Source organism: Aeromonas sp. MR19 (assembly GCF_963899305.1).
Lineage (GTDB): Bacteria > Pseudomonadota > Gammaproteobacteria > Enterobacterales > Aeromonadaceae > Aeromonas > Aeromonas bestiarum.
This window is the reverse complement of sequence record NZ_CAWQWZ010000054.1, coordinates 125,911-142,453: the sequence shown is the minus strand read 5'-3', so window position 1 is coordinate 142,453 and position 16,543 is coordinate 125,911. Positions and strand designations below refer to the sequence as shown.

Sequence of the window (16,543 nt, the reverse complement as noted above, 5' to 3'; positions counted from 1 at the left end):
ACATGGCAAAACAGTTGATGATGACGCTGCCGGACGAGGCAGCAACAGTGGCACTGGGTGGCCGTTTGGCACACGCCTGCCAGCAGGCGACCACGGTGTTCTTGCACGGCTCCCTCGGGGCCGGAAAAACCACCCTGACCCGTGGCTGGGTGCAGGGGCTGGGCCATCAGGGCAAGGTCAAGAGCCCGACCTACACCCTGGTCGAGCCCTATGAACTGGCCGAGTGGCAGGTTTACCACTTCGATCTCTACCGCCTGGCCGATCCGGAAGAGCTGGAGTTCATGGGCATTCGGGACTATTTTGCCGCCAATACCCTCTGCCTGGTGGAGTGGCCAGAAAAGGGTGACGGCTGGCTGCCGGCGCCCGATCTGGACATTACCCTGACTTATGTAAACGAGCAGCGTGAGGCTCTGATAGAGGCTCGCACTGCGATTGGCGAAGCCATTCTGGAACGGTTGTCATCTACGTGCGCTTGATCCTTGTTATTGCCCTCTCTCTGATGGCCTTACCCTCCTGGGCGAATCAGCTCAAGAGTGTGCGGGTGTGGCCATCGCCGGATAACACCCGGGTGGTGCTCGACATGAGCAGCGCCCCCAATTACAACTACTTCACCCTGACAGGCCCGGATCGGCTGGTGATCGACCTCAAAGGGGCGAACAACGTCACCAATCTGGCCCGCATCGAGAACAACAGCGAGCTGGTGCGCAAGATCCGCGAGAGTTCTCCGCTGGAGAAGGGCGGCCTGCGACTGGTGCTGGACTTGAGCTCCACCATCAAGCCGGTGGTCTTCCCGCTGGCGCCGGCTGGCCCCTATGGTCACCGGCTGGTGATCGACCTGCCCTATGAAGAGAAAGCCTCCGCCGCCGTGCAGGCTGCGCCTGTGGGCGGCAAGGGCCGGGGGGTGGTGATCGCCATAGACCCGGGCCATGGCGGGGAAGATCCGGGCTCCATAGGTCCGCGCCGTACCTATGAGAAGCGGGTCACCCTGGCTGTCTCCCAGAAGCTGGCGGCACTCATCGACAGGGAACCCGGCATGCGCGCCGTGCTGACCCGTCGTGGCGACTACTTCGTCGATCTGAACAAGCGCTCCGAGATAGCCCGCAAGGCCAAGGCCGACCTGCTGGTGTCGGTGCACGCGGACAGCTTCCACAATTCCACCCCGCGCGGTGCCTCTGTCTGGGTGTTGTCGACCAACCGTGCCAATCGCGAGATGGGCAGCTGGCTGGAGAAGCAGGAGAAACAGGGCGAACTGCTGGGCGGGGTGGGCAAGGTATTGGCCGAATCCGATCCCAACCCCTATCTGGCGCAGACCTTCCTCGATCTCTCCATGGACAAGTCCCGCGCCGAGGGCTACGACGTCAGTCGCCAGATCCTGCGCTCCATGGGCAAGGTGGCCAGGTTGCACAAGAAGGCGCCGGAGCACGCCAGTCTGGCGGTGCTGAAAGCGCCGGACATCCCCTCTGTGTTGGTGGAGACGGGCTTCATCTCCAACCACGCCGAAGAGAAGCTGCTAGCGACCCCTGCCTATCAGGATCAGCTGGCTCGCGCCATCTTCGAAGGCATCCGCAACTACTACCGTGCCCACCCGACCAAGGGCGCCATGTTGACCGGCAAGGGGCAGGCCAGCAAGCCAGCCGCGGTCAGCAGACCCGTGGTGGTGAGCAAGCCTGCCGCCGTGAGCAAACCGGCGCAGGTGCAGTCGCAGCCCGTGGTGACCAACCGGATGCCGGCCACCGAGCCAAACCGCAGCAGCGATGGCGGCGCCCCGGTCAGCAGCGTCAGCAGCTCGTCCGGCGCCGGTGTGATCAAGCCCTATGTGGTGGCCGCCAAGGAGCCGAGCGTGCCTGTCAGCAGCGTGCAGAGCAACGACAAGGCCAGGATGATCCGCCATGTGGTCACCCGCGGCCAGAGCCTCTCTCGCCTCGCCGAGAAGTTTGGGGTGAGCCAGGCGCGCCTGGTGGAGATCAACAAACTCAAATCACGGGATATCCAGATAGGGCAGGTGCTCTATATCCCCCAAGAATAGAGACAGTGGGCAGCCATGCCGCTCCCTGTTTTATCGCCTTTCCTGGCCAACCAGATTGCCGCAGGAGAGGGGGGGAGCGGCCCTGCTCAGTGGTGACTGTGTCTGGATCCCGCAAGACCAAAGGTCAGGAGCAAGCCATGCCGATCCGTATTTTACCGCCCATTCTGGCCAACCAGATTGCCGCAGGCGAAGTGGTGGAGCGGCCCTCCTCCGTCGTGAAGGAGCTGGTGGAAAACAGCCTGGACGCGGGGGCCGACCGGGTCGAGATCGACATCGACAAGGGCGGCGCCAAGCTGATCCGCATCCGTGACAACGGCTGCGGCGTCGCCAAAGACGAGCTGGTGCTGGCGTTGTCGCGCCACGCCACCTCCAAGGTGGCGACCCTGGATGATCTGGAAGGGATCTGCAGCCTGGGGTTTCGCGGCGAGGCGCTCGCCTCCATCAGCTCTGTCTCCCGTCTCACCTTCACCTCCCGCACCCAGGATCAGTCCGAGGCCTGGCAAGCCCAGGCGGAAGGGCGCGAGATGCAGGTCACCGTCAAGCCGGCGGCCCACCCGGTGGGCACCACTGTGGAGGTGGTGGATCTCTTCTTCAATACCCCCGCGCGGCGCAAGTTCATGCGCAGCGAAAAGACCGAGTTTGCCCATATCGACGAGCTGGTGCGCCGCATCGCGCTCTCCCGTTTCGATGTCACCCTGATCCTGCGCCACAACGGCAAGGTGATGCGCCAGTACAAGGCCGCCAATACGGTGCCCGAGCAGGAGCGTCGCCTGGCCGCCGTCTGTGGCACCCCCTTCATGCACCACGCGCTGGCGGTGGAAAGCGAGCATAGCGATGTGCGGCTGTGGGGCTGGCTGGCGACCCCGCAGGGGGCAAGACCGCAGAACGATCTGCAATACACCTATGTGAACGGCCGCATGATGCGCGACAAGCTCATCAATCACGCCATCCGCCAGGCCTATGACGAGCTGCTGCCCGCCGACCGCTTCGCCGCCTATGTGCTCTATATCGAGCTGGATCCCCATCAGGTGGATGTGAACGTCCATCCGGCCAAGCACGAGGTGCGCTTCCATCAGGCGCGCCTCATCCACGACTTCATCTTTCAGGCGCTGTTCACCGCACTGCACCGGGAGGCGGCCGCCAGAGCCGAGCAGGGCGAGCCGCTGGCCGAGACCCTGGTCGAGCTGCCGGTCAGCGGGCAGATTGAATACCCGGGCCAGGCGCCCCGTCCCGAGTGGTACGGCGCCGAGCACAACTATCGGGCGCCGGCCCAGGAAGTGCGAGAAGGGGGCGCGGCTCGCGCCGGCAATTATCAGCCGCCCGAGCCCCCCAGCCGGGAGGCGATGCGTGGCATGGGCGCGCTGCTCACCACCTTGCCCGGTGCGGGTCCCGCGTCTGTCGTACCCGTCACCTCGGCGGTGACCGCCAACGCAGCCGTTCAGGGCGCGCCAGGCGTCTGGCGGGCGCTCACCCTGGTGGAGCAGGCCTATCTGCTGCTGGCGCGAGACGGCCAGCTGGCACTGCTCTCGCTGGTGCGGGCCGAGCGCCTGCTGCTGCGCAACTGGCTGCTGGAGGCCTGGGGGCAGGGATTGGCGGCGCAACCGCTGCTGCTGCCGGTTTCCTTCAAGTTGCCAAAGAACCTGATAGCGCTGGTTGAAGAGCAGGAACGTTTGCTCAAACGCATGGGGCTGGAGTTGAAAAACGGGGGGCGCGACACCATGATCCTGACTCGGGTGCCAGCCTTGCTGCGTCAGACAGATCTGGTGCGGTTATTACCCGAATTATTGCAAATTATCGAGAGCGGATCTGACAGTGATGCGAGCCAGCTGGCTGAAGTATTATGCCAATGGCTGGTGGAGCAGGGGATAAGCCGCGAAAAAGTATATGATTTTTCAACTGCCAGTCGTTTGCTGACGGAACTTGTGACCGATTTCAGTGACCAACTGGCAGACACGCGCATGGTGCGCCCCGTGTCGTTGGCGAGCGTGCTGGCCGAGTTTGCCGATGGCAACTGAGGGGCTGGATGACCGCCTCTTCGACCAATAGATAAGTTTTTGCAGGTGCGCCCGCTCCGGTGGCGACCATGCAAGGGGAGTTTTTCACGTGGCTGACTTGCCGACTGCAATTTTTCTGATGGGGCCGACGGCCTCCGGCAAGACGGATCTCGCCATCAATCTGTGTCAGGCCCTGCCCTGCGACATCATCAGCGTGGATTCTGCGCTCATCTATCGCGGCATGGACATAGGCACCGCCAAGCCGACGGCCGACGAGCTGGCCATGGCACCCCACAAGCTGATCGACATGCTCGATCCTGCCTTGAGCTATTCGGCGGCGGATTTTTGCCGCGATGCCTTGCGGGAGATGGACGACATAGTCGCCCGTGGCCGCATTCCGCTGCTGGTGGGGGGCACAATGCTCTATTTCAAGGCGCTGCTGGAGGGACTCTCGCCGCTGCCATCCGCCGACCCTGTCATTCGTGCCGGGATTGAGGAAGAGGCGGCTCGCCTCGGCTGGCAGGCGCTGCACGAGGAGCTGGTGCGCATAGACCCGGTTGCCGGGGCGCGCATCCATCCCAATGACCCGCAGCGTCTGAGTCGGGCACTCGAGGTCTATCGCATCAGTGGCAAGACGCTCACCGAGCTGACCCAGGTACAGGGGGAAGGATTACCCTATTGCGTGCATCAATTTGCCATCGCCCCGAGCGATCGCGCCCTGTTGCACCAGCGCATCGAACAGCGCTTTGACAAGATGTTGCAAATCGGGTTCGAACAAGAGGTCAGGGCGCTCTATGAGCGGGGCGATCTCACCCCCGACCTGCCCGCTATTCGCTGCGTTGGCTACCGCCAAATGTGGGACTACCTGGCAGGGGAAGTGGAGTATGATGAGATGCGCTATCGCGGAATTGTTGCCACCCGCCAGTTGGCCAAGCGTCAAATGACCTGGTTGCGCGGTTGGCCTGAAGTCACCTGGTTGGAATCTGGTGAGTCTGGCAATCTGGCAAGGGTCGTTGCCCGTGCCGGAGTGGCTTGACACTCCTGTATAATCAGGTTGTTATATTGATATCCGGTGTTTAAAAACAACAAACTATAAGGAAAAGAAGATGGCTAAGGGGCAATCTCTCCAAGACCCGTTTTTGAATGCGCTGCGCCGTGAGCGGATTCCTGTTTCTATCTATTTGGTGAACGGCATCAAACTGCAGGGTCAGATCGAATCGTTTGACCAGTTTGTCATTTTGCTGAAGAACACCGTGAGCCAGATGGTCTACAAGCACGCCATTTCCACCGTGGTGCCGGCCCGTGCCGTCAACCATCACCAGCACGTCCCTGGCGCAGCTGGCGAAGAACAGGGTGAAGCCGAGGCGTGATATCCCGAGGCGAGACGACTCGCCAACCCAGATTCATCATGATTCCTGTCAAGGAGCAAGCGCTTGTTTGACCGTTATGAAGCCGGCGAACAGGCCGTTCTGGTACATGTCAACTTCAGCGATGAGGGTGAGCGGGAGGATCTGGAAGAGCTCAAGATGTTGGTGAGCTCGGCCGGGGTCAATGCGTTGGGGGTGGTCACCACCAACCGCAGTGCACCCAGCGCCAAATTTTTTGTCGGCAGCGGCAAGGCTGAAGAGATCGCGTCCCAGGTGCAGATGCTGGGCGCAGACGTGGTGATCTTCAACCATGCCCTGACCCCTGCCCAGGAGCGCAACCTGGAACGCCTGTTCCAGTGTCGGGTCGTGGACAGAACCGGCCTGATCCTGGATATCTTCGCCCAGCGCGCCCGTACCCACGAAGGCAAGTTGCAGGTCGAACTGGCCCAGTTACGCCATCTTTCTACTCGCCTGGTGCGAGGCTGGACCCACCTTGAGCGTCAGAAGGGCGGGATTGGTCTGCGCGGCCCGGGCGAAACCCAGCTGGAAACCGACCGCCGCCTGTTGCGTGAACGCATCAAGGCGATTTTGCGTCGGCTCGACAAAGTGGCCAAACAGCGGGAGCAGGGCCGTCGGGCCCGCAACCGCAATGAGGTGCCGACCGTTTCACTGGTGGGTTACACCAACGCCGGAAAGTCCACTTTGTTCAACCAACTTACAGCTGCCAGCGTGTATGCTGCCGACCAATTGTTCGCAACACTGGATCCCACCCTGCGTAAATTGGTGATCCGGGATGTGGGTGATGTGATCTTGGCGGATACAGTTGGATTTATTCGACACTTGCCCCATGATCTGGTCGCGGCCTTCAAGGCGACGCTGCAGGAGACCCGTGAAGCTGACTTGCTGCTGCACCTGGTGGACTGCGCCGATGAGCAGATGCAGGAAAATATCGATTCGGTGCAGCAGGTATTGGCCGAGATTGAGGCCGACGACCGGCCCCAGCTGATGATCTGCAACAAGATCGACAAGCTGGCCGATCGTCCGGCGGGTCTGGAGCGGGATGATGAGGGGCGCCCGGTGCGGCTCTGGTTGTCTGCCCAGACGGGTGAAGGCTGTGAATACCTGTTTACGGCCCTGACCGAGTTGCTGGCCGGCTCCATGGTGCATCACACCCTGCAGTTGCCCCCTTCGGCCGCCAGATTGCGCAGTGCGCTCTATCGTCTGAAGGGCATTGAACAGGAAGGTTTCAGCGAGGAGGGGGATTTTGTCCTGGAGGTACGCTTGCAGCTTGCCGACTGGAACCGCCTCGTGAAACAGGAAGGCGAGAATTTACAACGCTTTATCAGGCATTGATTCGTCGATGAAGATGAATGCTTACAGGCTTCATCAACGATTGATGGCCCGATAGAGTTGATATCCATCCGCTTGTATTAATGGAGATGCTGATGGCTTGGAATGAGCCTGGAAACAACGGCAAAGACCGTGACCCTTGGGGGAACAACGGCAAGAATCAGGGACCCCCTGATCTGGACGAGATGTTGCGCAAGGTAAGCCGCCGTTTTGGTGGTTTGCTGGGTGGTGGCAAGTCAGGTGGCGAGATGGGCCGTTTTGGTCTCTCTATCGCTCTGGTCGTGGCCGTGGTGGTGTGGGTCGTCAGCGGCTTCTATACCATTCGCGAAGCCGAGCGGGGCGTGGTGCTGCGTTTTGGGGAGTATTCCCATAACGTGGATCCGGGCCTGCGCTGGAAACCGACCTTCATCGACCGGGTGATCCCGGTGGACGTCGAGTCTGTACGCTCTCTGCCGGCCTCCGGCTTCATGTTGACCCAGGACGAGAACGTGGTGCGGGTCGAGATGGACGTGCAGTATCGCGTGGTCGATCCCGAGCAGTACCTGTTCAGCGTCACCAATGCTGACGAGAGTCTGGGTCAGGCCACTGACAGCGCCCTGCGCTATGTGGTGGGTCACACCCGGATGGACGATGTGCTGACCACGGGTCGGGAAAAGGTCCGTCAGGAAACCTGGCAGGTGATCGACAGTATCGTGGAGCCATATCACATGGGTCTGCAGATCGTCGACGTCAACTTCCTGCCGGCGCGTCCGCCGGAAGAGGTGAAAGACGCCTTCGATGACGCCATCTCCGCCCAGGAAGATGAGCAGCGCTTCATTCGTGAAGCGGAAGCCTATGCCCGTGAAGTGGAGCCAAAGGCCCGCGGTTCGGTCAAGCGTCTGGAACAGGAAGCCGAAGGTTACAAGTCCCAGATAGTGCTGAAGGCCAAGGGTGAAGTGGCTCGCTTCAACGAGTTGCTGCCCCAGTATCAGGCCGCGCCCGAGTTGACTCGCGAGCGTATCTACCTGGAAACCATGGAAGAGCTTTATCAACAGGCCAACAAGGTGCTGGTGGACATGCCGGCGGGTAACAACAGCATGATCTATCTGCCGCTCGACAAATTGTCTGGCAAGGCGAATGCGGTACAACCGGCTCGTCCGGCTGACACGCCGGTAGTTGAATCAACCACGCCGTCCAACGAAGGGGCCAACTCCACACCGACCCCGCTGCGCAGCGGTGACCGTTTCAGCTCAGGGAGAAACTAATAGATGAAAAAAATAGCTATTGGTGTCATCGCTGTGGCCGCCATGGTCTGCTTCTCTTCCATCTTCATCATTGATGAAGGCCAGAAGGGCATAGTGGTGCAGTTTGGCAAGGTGAAGCGGGTTGAATCCGGCGAGCCGCGGCTCTATGAGCCTGGTTTGCACTTCAAGGTGCCGCTCATCGATCAGGTTCGCAAGATGGATGCCCGCATCCAGACCCTGGAAGGCCAGGCGGATCGCTTCGTCACCTCGGAGAAGAAAGACCTCATCATCGACTCCTACGTGAAGTGGAAGATCGAGGACTTCTCCAAGTACTACCTGGCAACCGGTGGTGGCAACAAGATCCAGGCCGAAGACCTGCTCAAGCGCAAGATCAACAACGGTCTACGTTCCGAGATCGGTAACCGCACCATCAAGGACATAGTCTCTGGTGAGCGCAGTACCGTGATGGAAGATGCCCTGATGAAGATGGCGCGCTCCTCCGAGCTCGGCATCAAGGTGGTCGATGTGCGGATCAAGCAGATCAACCTGCCGGTGGAAGTCTCCAGCTCCATCTATCAGCGGATGCGTGCCGAGCGGACTGCAGTAGCCCGTGAGCATCGCTCCCAGGGCCGCGAGCAGGCCGAAATCCTGCGCGCTGACATCGACCGCAAGGTGACCGTCATGATCGCCGATGCCGAGAGTAATGCGCGTCAGCTGCGTGGTGAAGGGGATGCCGAAGCCGCCAAGATCTATGCCGACAGCTACAAGAAAGACCCCGAGTTTTTCAGCTTCGTGCGTAGCATGGAGGCCTATCGCAAGAGTTTTGCCGGTGGCAACGACCTGATGGTGCTCAAACCAGACAGCGAGTTCTTCCGCTACCTCAAGTCTCCTCACGGCACCAAGCAGTAAGAGACAAGCAATAAGACCAAAGGGCCTGATGATTCAGGCCCTTTTGCTTTATGGCGCCAGACCCCGCCGATACGGGCGGCTTTTTTGTGCAAGGAGCGGGAATGCTGACATCCATCTTGATGGGATTGGGGCTGCTATTGCTGTTTGAAGGGCTTGGCCCCCTGTTGATGCCGAGGGCCTGGCAGCAGATGCTGCGGCTGATGAGCGACCAGCCACCCGAGCAGTTGCGCCGCATCGGTGGTTCGCTGGTGGTGGCGGGCGCAGTGATCCTCTGGATGCTGAGCCATTGAGCCATTGAGCCATTGAGCCATCGGCTATCAGCAAAGTGCAGGCAATAAAAAAGAGGCTCTGAGGCCTCTTTTTTCATCCAGCAGGAGTCGTTGACTCAGGCGCTGCGCTGTACCGCCATCTGGGCCAGGGTTTCCAGCGCTTGCTTGTGCTGGGAGTCCGGCAGGACGGCGAGCGCTGCGATGGCCTTGTCAGCCTCTTGCCGGGCCCGCATGCGGGAGTACTCCAGCGCACCTGTGCGATCCAGAATGGCCAGAATCCGGTCGAGATGCTCCATGCCGTTGCGATGCTCGATGGCATCGCGCACCAGCTGACGCTCCTCGGGCGAGCCCACTTCCATGGCTCGCAGCAGCGGTAGGGTTGGCTTGCCTTCGGCCAGATCGTCGCCGACGTTCTTGCCCATCTCATCGCTCTGGGAGCAGTAGTCCATCACGTCGTCGATGATCTGGAAGGCGGTACCCAGATACTTGCCGTAGTCGGTCATGGCCTGCTCGACGGGCTCGGGCTGATGGGTCAGCACGGCAGCGAGGCGGGTGGCGGCCTCGAACAGCTTGGCGGTCTTGCAGTAGATGACCGTCATGTAGCTCTGTTCCGTGGTGTCCGGATCGTTGCAGTTCATCAGCTGCAACACTTCGCCCTCGGCTATGGTGTTGGTGGCATCCGACAGTATCTCCATCACCTTGAGGTTGGAGAGTTCGCTCATCATCTGGAAGGAGCGGCTGTAGAGGTAGTCACCCACCAGCACGCTGGCAGCATTGCCAAACAGGGCGTTGGCCGTCTCCCGGCCGCGGCGCAGGTCGGATTCGTCGACCACGTCGTCGTGCAGCAGAGTAGAGGTGTGAATGAATTCTATGATGGCGGCGAGCTTGAGATGATCCTGACCTTCGTATCCCAGTGCGCGGGCGGCCATCACCGTCAGCATGGGGCGCATCCGTTTCCCGCCTGCACTGACAATATAGAAACCCAGCTGGTTGATCAGGCTGACATCGGACTGGAGTCTCGCCAGGATCAGTTCATTCACCGCCGTCATGTCGGCGGCACAGAGCGCACGGATAGTCTGTTGGTCCATAAGTCTCGTAACGTGACGGCAGCAATAACTGCGGTTTTAGTAATGGCGGGGATTCTACACGATTTCACAATGGGTTACAGTTAAGCGTTTATTCACGGCGGCAGATATGCGCACAAAATAAACTTTTTGCTAAATTGGCCTTGCCTGAGCAAATCGATTTGCGTAGAATGCCGGCCCATTGTTATAGGTTTTTGCGCGTGTCTGGCCTTGAGCAAAAGACACGCCTTTACGGAGTTAATCAAATGTACGCGGTATTCCAAAGCGGCGGAAAACAACACCGTGTGGCCGAAGGTCAAATCGTTCGTCTGGAAAAGCTGAACGTTGAGACTGGCGCTACCATCGACTTCAACGAAGTTCTGATGGTTGCTGCAGGCGACACTTTTAAAGTAGGTGCTCCTTTCGTTGAAGGTGGCAAGGTTGTAGCTGAAGTTGTGGCTCACGGCCGTGGCGAGAAAGTGACTATCGTCAAGTTCCGTCGTCGTAAGCACCATCGTAAGCAAGCGGGCCACCGTCAGTGGTTCACTGAAGTCAAAATCACTGGCATCAGCGCTTAATTAGAGGAGTCCGATAGATGGCACACAAAAAAGCTGGCGGTTCATCCCGCAACGGTCGCGATTCTGAAGCTAAACGCCTTGGCGTTAAGCGTTTCGGCGGCGAAACAGTTCTGGCAGGCAGCATCATCGTTCGTCAACGTGGTACCAAGTTCCACGCTGGCACCAACGTTGGTCTGGGCACCGATCACACCCTGTACGCGAAAGCGACTGGCAAGATCCTGTTCGAAGTTAAAGGTCCGCTGAATCGTAAGTACGTTAGCATAGTTGCTGAGTAATTACGGACCGCAAGGATCCGAAGCCCCGCCAACAGGCGGGGCTTTTGTTTTTCTGACGCAGTTTACGAAAAAACGGAACGCAGATGTGCCTGGTGTTGCGCGAGGCATTCATCGCTAAGATGCGTATCGCCCGCAGGGGCCTGTACCACTATAATTGCGTATCGGTTTTTCGAATTAAGGTGACGGTTACCTATGAAGTTTGTTGATGAAGTCCAGATTCGAGTCGATGCCGGTGACGGTGGTAACGGTTGTGTCAGTTTTCGCCGGGAGTTGTATATTCCCAACGGTGGTCCGGATGGCGGAGACGGTGGCGATGGCGGCGATGTCTATCTGATTGCCGATGAAAACCTGAACACCCTGATCGATTACCGTTTCGAACGCTTCCATGCGGCCGAGCGCGGTGAGAACGGCCGCAGTGCCAACTGTACCGGTCATCGTGGCAAAGACAAGGTACTGCGCGTTCCTGTCGGAACCCGCGCCAGTGATGAAGATACCGGTGAGCGACTGGGCGACCTGACCACTCATGGTCAAAAGTTGATGGTTGCCAAGGGTGGTTTCCACGGTCTGGGCAACACCCGCTTCAAGAGCTCCGTCAACCGGGCGCCGCGCCAGAAGAGCAGCGGTACGCCGGGTGAAGTACGTACCCTGAAGCTGGAACTGCTGCTGCTGGCCGACGTCGGCATGCTGGGTCTGCCCAACGCGGGCAAGTCCACCTTTATCCGCGCAGTGTCTGCAGCCCGTCCGAAAGTGGCTGACTACCCCTTCACCACCCTGGTACCCAATCTGGGTGTGGTGCGTGGCGAGAACTCCCGCTCCTTCGTGATCGCCGACATTCCGGGTCTGATCGAGGGTGCCGCCGAAGGCGCAGGTCTGGGGATCCGCTTCCTCAAGCACCTGGAGCGTTGCCGCGTGCTGCTTCACCTGGTGGATATCTGCCCGGTAGATGGCTCGGATCCCGCCGTGAATGCCGTGACTATCGTCAAGGAGCTGGAAAAATACAGCCCCGAGCTGGCGGGCAAGCCGCGCTGGCTGGTGTTCAACAAGATGGATCTGATCCTGGAAGAGGAAGCGGTCGAGGTAATGGAGCGCGTCAAGGCTGCGCTGGCATACGAAGGCCCTGTCTACCAGATCACGGCCATCAGCAAGGAAGGCACCAAGAAGGTGTGCTACGACATCCTGGATCTGCTGGATACCATGCCACGCACGCTGGTCGAAGATGCCAAGGACGCCATCGAGAAGGTGGAGTTCAAGTGGGACGATTACCACAAGAACCAGCTGGCCCAGGCCGAAGCTGAGGCCGCAGCGGCTTCCCTGGCCTTCGATGCGACCCTCGACGATGACGACGACTGGGATGATGACGAAGATGATGGCGTTGAAGTCATCTATGTTCGTGACTGATCACCCTGTCCTGCCTGATCGGTGTGGCATCCTGGCCCATCGATGAGAAAAACCGGAGTCTGGCAACAGACTCCGGTTTTTTTATGGGGCCCATCCGGCTGGCCCGATCACTATATAGATATATTTCTTATGTCACTTATTGCCTGCCAACCGCAACTGATTATACTGCGCACCTGAATGCAACCTAATTGAAACAATATGCTAACCATCTGCAATGAATTGATATGCATATCTGTTTGAGGTCATTCTTATGGAAGGTTTGCCTGTGAAAATATTTATGCTTGGAATTATCCGTTAAAAGCTTGTTTGTGCATTTTATTGGGGTATTCTTGCGCCCGTTTTGCCGGGTGAGAGCATGAATATGCAGGTTTGCCTGGCTAAGGAAAAGTAACATTAAGGCTGTAAACCATGCTGGAAAAGACTCTGCAAGCACCTGCGCTCAATACCCGCCGCAATGTGCTGATGTTCCTGGTCCCGTCACTCATCGGGATCCTGCTGTTCATGACCCCCGTCATCTATGACGGAAACGTCACCATACCCGTCGCCGTGCTGGCGAAGCTGGTACAGACGGTGTTCGCCGATTATCTGGTGGCCATGGTCAGTGCCATCATCACCACCACCATGCTGATGACGCTGGTAGCCTGGTTGTTCAAGCCGGCCATCCTGGTCAGGCGCCCCTTCCTCAACAGCCTGTTCAACGTCTCCCCCTTCTGGGCCTGCGTGCGGGTGCTGGGCGGCGTGTTCGTGCTGTTGACCTTCTTCGAAATCGGGCCCGAGGCGCTGCGCTCCGGTGCCACCGGTGGTCTGGTGCTGCACGATCTGCTGCCTGTGCTGTTCTCGGTGTTCATTTTCGCCGGTCTGCTGTTGCCCTTGCTGCTGGACTTCGGTCTGCTGGAGTTCGTCGGCACCATGATGACCCGCATCATGCGCCCCGTGTTCCGCCTGCCGGGCCGTTCCGCCGTGGATTGCTTCGCTTCCTGGCTGGGGGATGGCAGCGTCGGCATTCTGCTGACCAGCAAGCAGTACGAAGGCAAGTTCTACACCCAGCGTGAGGCTGCCGTCATAGGCACCACCTTCTCGGCGGTTTCCATTACTTTCTGTCTGGTGGTGATCTCCCAGGTCCGGCTGGAACACATGTTCGTGCCCTTCTACCTGACCGTCTGCCTGGCCGGCGTGGTGGCTGCCATAGTGGTGCCGCGCCTGCCGCCGCTCTCCTGGAAGAAGGACGTCTATGCCGATGGCACCCCCCTGTGCCGCCAGCAGGAGTCAGTGCCTCATGAGCACAGCGTGCTGAGCTACGGCTATGAGCGGGCGCTGACCAAGGCCGAAAGCATGACGGACATGGGCGCGGTGGCGCGAGAAGGTGTGAAGAACGCACTCGACATGGTATTCGGCGTGTTGCCTGTGGTGATGGCCATAGGGACTTGTGCCCTGATGCTGGCCGAGCACACCTCCATCTTCAACTGGTTGGGGGCGCCCTTTGTGCCCTTGCTGGAGCTGCTGCAACTGCCGGATGCGGAAGCCGCCTCCAAGACCATCATGGTGGGCTTCGCCGACATGTTCATCCCGGCCGTGCTGGCCTCTACCATAGAGAGCGACATCACCCGCTTCGTGATCGCCGCCATGTCGGTCACCCAGCTCATCTACATGTCGGAAGTGGGTGCCCTGCTGCTGGGCAGCAAGATCCCGGTCAAGCTGTGGGAGCTGTTTGTCATCTTCCTGCTGCGCACCCTGGTCACGCTGCCGGTCATCGCCGGTGTGGCGCATCTGTTGTTCTAGGGCAGTTGTGCTGGATGCAAAACGGTCAACCTGGGTTGGCCGTTTTTTGTGGTCGGCATTAGACCAAAGTGAGTCTTTTTAATAGTGGGGTTTTACATTAATGTAACAAGCTGGAAAAAGCGTGCCAGCCGAGCAGTAGGCAATTCAAATTGAACGTGGCCAGGAGTCACCCCATGACCTCACTGCTCAGCTACAGGGCCGGTCCCTGCGATCAGCCCCTGCTTCATCAGACCATAGGCGAATACCTGCAAGAGATAGCCGAACGCTTTCCCGAACGGCCCGCCGTTGTGGTGCGCCACCAGCAGATCCGCTGGAACTACCGCGAATACCTGACCCAGATAGACAGGCTGGCGCTGGGCTTGCTGGCGCTCGGCATCCAGCCGGGGGACAGGGTCGGCATCTGGTCACCAAACAACATAGAGTGGTGTCTGGTGCAGTTCGCCACCGCCCGCATCGGCGCCATCATGGTCTGCATCAATCCCGCCTACCGCAGCTACGAGCTGGAGTTTGCCATCAACAACGTGGGCTGCCGTGCCCTCATCTGCGCCAGTGCCTTCAAGGGCAGCGACTACCTCGCCATGCTCAATGAGCTGGCCCCGGAACTGGCCAGTTCGCCGTCCGGGCAGCTGGTCAGTGCCCGCTTGCCGAGCCTGGCGATGGTGATCCGGCTCGGGGAGGAGGCCAGCGCCGGCATGCTCAACTTCGGTGCCGTGCTGGCGCTGGGGGACGAGCAGGATCCGGCCCGGCTTGCCCGGGTGGCGGCTACCCTCAAATCTGATGATGCAATCAACATCCAGTTCACCTCGGGCACCACGGGCAACCCCAAGGGCGCGACCTTGAGCCATGGCAACATACTCAACAACGGCCGTCAGGTGGCGCGGGGCATGGCGTTCAGCGAGCAGGACAGGCTCTGCATACCTGTGCCGCTCTATCACTGTTTCGGCATGGTGCTCGGCAACCTGGTCTGCATCAGCGTGGGGGCCTGCGCCCTGTTTCCATCGGAGGCGTTCGACCCTGTGGCGGCCCTGCAGATGGTGAGCGAGGAGCGTTGCACCGCCCTGCACGGCGTGCCGACCATGTTCATCGCCGAGCTGGAGCTGCCCGGCTTTGCTGAGTTTGATCTCTCCTCCCTGCGCACCGGCATCATGGCCGGGGCCATCTGCCCCGAGCCCTTGATGCGCAAGGTGCAGACCCTGATGCACATGACCGAGGTGACCATAGCCTACGGCCAGACAGAGTGCAGTCCCATCAACCACATGACCGCCATCGATGCGCCGCTGGACAAGCGGGTCACCACGGTCGGCCGTGCCCTCGATTACACCGAGATCAAGCTGGTTGATCCGAGCGGCGAGACGGTGGTCATCGGCGAGCGGGGGGAGATCTGCTGTCGCAGCAAGGGGGTGATGCAGGGTTACTGGCAGGATCCTGCCAAGACGGCGGAGACCATAGACGAGGAGGGTTGGCTGCACTCGGGGGACATAGGCATCATGGACGAAGAGGGCTATGTGCAGATCGTCGGGCGCAGCAAGGAACTGATCATCCGTGGTGGCGAGAACATCTATCCGCGCGAGATAGAGGAGCGGCTCTACGATCATCCAGCGGTGCAGGATGCTGCCGTGTTCGGGGTCGACAGCGAGCGCTATGGCGAGGAGGTGTGCGCCTGGGTCAAGCTCAGGCCCAAGCAGGAGGTCAGCGAGGAGGAGCTCAAGCACTTCCTGTCGGCCCGCATCGCCTACTTCAAGGTACCCAGGCATATCCGCTTCGTGGAGGAGTACCCCATGACGGTGACCGGCAAGCTGCAGAAGTTCAAGATGCGGGAGGCAATGAGCGATGAGCTGGCCCGCCAGCATGCCGAGGCGACGCGCTGAGGCGGTTCTTGCGCGATAAAAAAGGGCCCGCGGGCCCTTTTTCGTTGCCGGCTGCTTGCTAGCGCGGCGTGATGCTCAAGTCCGTGGGGCACTGAATGGTCAGCGAATGGACTGTACTGGCCACGCGATAAGGCTTGCCCGCTTTGTAGAGCTTCTTCTCCTCGTCATAGCTGCCCGTCGTGTACTGGGTGGAGTAGAGCGTCTGTTGACGGCGATCCGTCTCCTTGTAACCCTGGGGGCAGGTCTGGTTGGCCTGATTGAAACAGGCCGCCATGCTGCTGCACTCGATATAGAAGCCGTGCTGGCTGGCATCGGCCAGGTGCACCGGGGTGACTGTGGGCGGGGGCGGCGACAACAGGGAGCAGCCGGACAGCGCCAGTGCGCCCAGCATGATGATATGTTTTGACATGGATAACCTGAACAGTGTGGTGTGACAAAGAGTG

General features: G+C 59.8%; 16 protein-coding genes. 14 read left to right on the top strand and 2 right to left on the bottom strand.

Going from position 1 to position 16,543, the window contains the following annotated elements; all coding sequences use genetic code 11:
* The first annotated feature begins 2 nt into the window (after nt 1-2).
* From tsaE to AACQ95_RS22300, 9 genes are all read left to right on the top strand, one after another.
* Nucleotides 3-476, top strand: coding sequence for a tRNA (adenosine(37)-N6)-threonylcarbamoyltransferase complex ATPase subunit type 1 TsaE (gene tsaE / locus AACQ95_RS22340; RefSeq protein ID WP_241280033.1), 474 nt, complete (start codon nt 3-5; stop codon nt 474-476).
* Nucleotides 467-2,026, top strand: a complete 1,560-nt coding sequence (locus AACQ95_RS22335) for an N-acetylmuramoyl-L-alanine amidase (protein ID WP_043554638.1) — start codon at nt 467-469, stop codon at nt 2,024-2,026. Before tsaE ends, AACQ95_RS22335 begins: the two co-directional genes overlap by 10 nt.
* 137 nt (nt 2,027-2,163) lie before the next feature.
* Complete coding sequence (gene mutL, locus AACQ95_RS22330; RefSeq protein ID WP_241280031.1) at nt 2,164-4,041, top strand: DNA mismatch repair endonuclease MutL; 1,878 nt, start codon at nt 2,164-2,166, stop codon at nt 4,039-4,041.
* A gap of 97 nt (nt 4,042-4,138) precedes the next feature.
* Nucleotides 4,139-5,056, top strand: a complete 918-nt coding sequence (gene miaA / locus AACQ95_RS22325) for a tRNA (adenosine(37)-N6)-dimethylallyltransferase MiaA (protein WP_241280070.1) — start codon at nt 4,139-4,141, stop codon at nt 5,054-5,056.
* 70 nt (nt 5,057-5,126) lie between these two features.
* A complete protein-coding gene (gene hfq / locus AACQ95_RS22320; RefSeq protein ID WP_005311664.1) occupies nt 5,127-5,390 on the top strand; it encodes an RNA chaperone Hfq in 264 nt (87 codons plus the stop codon).
* 63 nt (nt 5,391-5,453) lie between these two features.
* A complete protein-coding gene (gene hflX, locus AACQ95_RS22315) occupies nt 5,454-6,740 on the top strand; it encodes a ribosome rescue GTPase HflX (protein WP_043135158.1) in 1,287 nt (428 codons plus the stop codon).
* A 92-nt stretch (nt 6,741-6,832) separates the two neighbouring features.
* Nucleotides 6,833-7,981: an FtsH protease activity modulator HflK gene (gene hflK, locus AACQ95_RS22310; RefSeq protein ID WP_241280029.1), complete on the top strand. Its 1,149-nt coding sequence runs from the start codon at nt 6,833-6,835 to the stop codon at nt 7,979-7,981.
* Nucleotides 7,982-7,984: 3 nt separating this feature from the next.
* Entirely contained in the window at nt 7,985-8,869 is an 885-nt protein-coding gene (gene hflC, locus AACQ95_RS22305) for a protease modulator HflC (RefSeq protein WP_005311670.1), read from the top strand.
* A 101-nt stretch (nt 8,870-8,970) separates the two neighbouring features.
* Complete coding sequence (locus AACQ95_RS22300; protein WP_241280027.1) at nt 8,971-9,159, top strand: DUF2065 domain-containing protein; 189 nt, start codon at nt 8,971-8,973, stop codon at nt 9,157-9,159.
* 95 nt (nt 9,160-9,254) lie between these two features.
* On the opposite strand, the gene ispB is transcribed toward AACQ95_RS22300, so the two are convergent.
* The gene (gene ispB, locus AACQ95_RS22295; RefSeq protein WP_103471532.1) at nt 9,255-10,226 is read right to left on the bottom strand and encodes an octaprenyl diphosphate synthase; all 972 of its coding nucleotides are present in this window, start codon (nt 10,224-10,226) and stop codon (nt 9,255-9,257) included.
* Nucleotides 10,227-10,468: 242 nt separating this feature from the next.
* On the opposite strand from ispB, the gene rplU reads away from it, so the two are divergent.
* The 5 genes from rplU to AACQ95_RS22270 all read left to right on the top strand — a co-directional run bounded on the left by rplU (nt 10,469) and on the right by AACQ95_RS22270 (nt 16,100).
* Entirely contained in the window at nt 10,469-10,780 is a 312-nt protein-coding gene (gene rplU / locus AACQ95_RS22290) for a 50S ribosomal protein L21 (RefSeq protein ID WP_005304210.1), read from the top strand.
* Between the two features lie 17 nt (nt 10,781-10,797).
* Nucleotides 10,798-11,055, top strand: a complete 258-nt coding sequence (gene rpmA, locus AACQ95_RS22285; RefSeq protein ID WP_005311678.1) for a 50S ribosomal protein L27 — start codon at nt 10,798-10,800, stop codon at nt 11,053-11,055.
* Nucleotides 11,056-11,247: 192 nt separating this feature from the next.
* A complete protein-coding gene (gene cgtA / locus AACQ95_RS22280) occupies nt 11,248-12,453 on the top strand; it encodes an Obg family GTPase CgtA (RefSeq protein ID WP_098980649.1) in 1,206 nt (401 codons plus the stop codon).
* Nucleotides 12,454-12,861: 408 nt separating this feature from the next.
* Nucleotides 12,862-14,232, top strand: a complete 1,371-nt coding sequence (locus tag AACQ95_RS22275; protein WP_241280025.1) for a YjiH family protein — start codon at nt 12,862-12,864, stop codon at nt 14,230-14,232.
* Between the two features lie 173 nt (nt 14,233-14,405).
* Complete coding sequence (locus AACQ95_RS22270) at nt 14,406-16,100, top strand: AMP-binding protein (protein ID WP_241280023.1); 1,695 nt, start codon at nt 14,406-14,408, stop codon at nt 16,098-16,100.
* A gap of 58 nt (nt 16,101-16,158) precedes the next feature.
* Here the strand turns inward: AACQ95_RS22270 and AACQ95_RS22265 are convergent, their stop codons facing one another.
* Nucleotides 16,159-16,509, bottom strand: coding sequence for a hypothetical protein (locus AACQ95_RS22265; protein WP_241280021.1), 351 nt, complete (start codon nt 16,507-16,509; stop codon nt 16,159-16,161).
* Nucleotides 16,510-16,543 lie beyond the last annotated feature (34 nt).

Bases quoted from the DNA above. Each gene is read 5' to 3' on its own strand.
- hflK (WP_241280029.1), top strand. From the start codon at position 6,833: ATGGCTTGGAATGAGCCTGGAAACAACGGCAAAGACCGTGACCCTTGG.
- tsaE (WP_241280033.1), top strand. From the start codon at position 3: ATGGCAAAACAGTTGATGATGACGCTGCCGGACGAGGCAGCAACAGTG.
- mutL (WP_241280031.1), top strand. From the start codon at position 2,164: ATGCCGATCCGTATTTTACCGCCCATTCTGGCCAACCAGATTGCCGCA.
- rplU (WP_005304210.1), top strand. From the start codon at position 10,469: ATGTACGCGGTATTCCAAAGCGGCGGAAAACAACACCGTGTGGCCGAA.
- hflC (WP_005311670.1), top strand. From the start codon at position 7,985: ATGAAAAAAATAGCTATTGGTGTCATCGCTGTGGCCGCCATGGTCTGC.
- hfq (WP_005311664.1), top strand. From the start codon at position 5,127: ATGGCTAAGGGGCAATCTCTCCAAGACCCGTTTTTGAATGCGCTGCGC.
- cgtA (WP_098980649.1), top strand. From the start codon at position 11,248: ATGAAGTTTGTTGATGAAGTCCAGATTCGAGTCGATGCCGGTGACGGT.
- AACQ95_RS22265 (WP_241280021.1), bottom strand. From the start codon at position 16,509: ATGTCAAAACATATCATCATGCTGGGCGCACTGGCGCTGTCCGGCTGC.
- AACQ95_RS22300 (WP_241280027.1), top strand. From the start codon at position 8,971: ATGCTGACATCCATCTTGATGGGATTGGGGCTGCTATTGCTGTTTGAA.
- AACQ95_RS22275 (WP_241280025.1), top strand. From the start codon at position 12,862: ATGCTGGAAAAGACTCTGCAAGCACCTGCGCTCAATACCCGCCGCAAT.
- AACQ95_RS22270 (WP_241280023.1), top strand. From the start codon at position 14,406: ATGACCTCACTGCTCAGCTACAGGGCCGGTCCCTGCGATCAGCCCCTG.
- rpmA (WP_005311678.1), top strand. From the start codon at position 10,798: ATGGCACACAAAAAAGCTGGCGGTTCATCCCGCAACGGTCGCGATTCT.
- ispB (WP_103471532.1), bottom strand. From the start codon at position 10,226: ATGGACCAACAGACTATCCGTGCGCTCTGTGCCGCCGACATGACGGCG.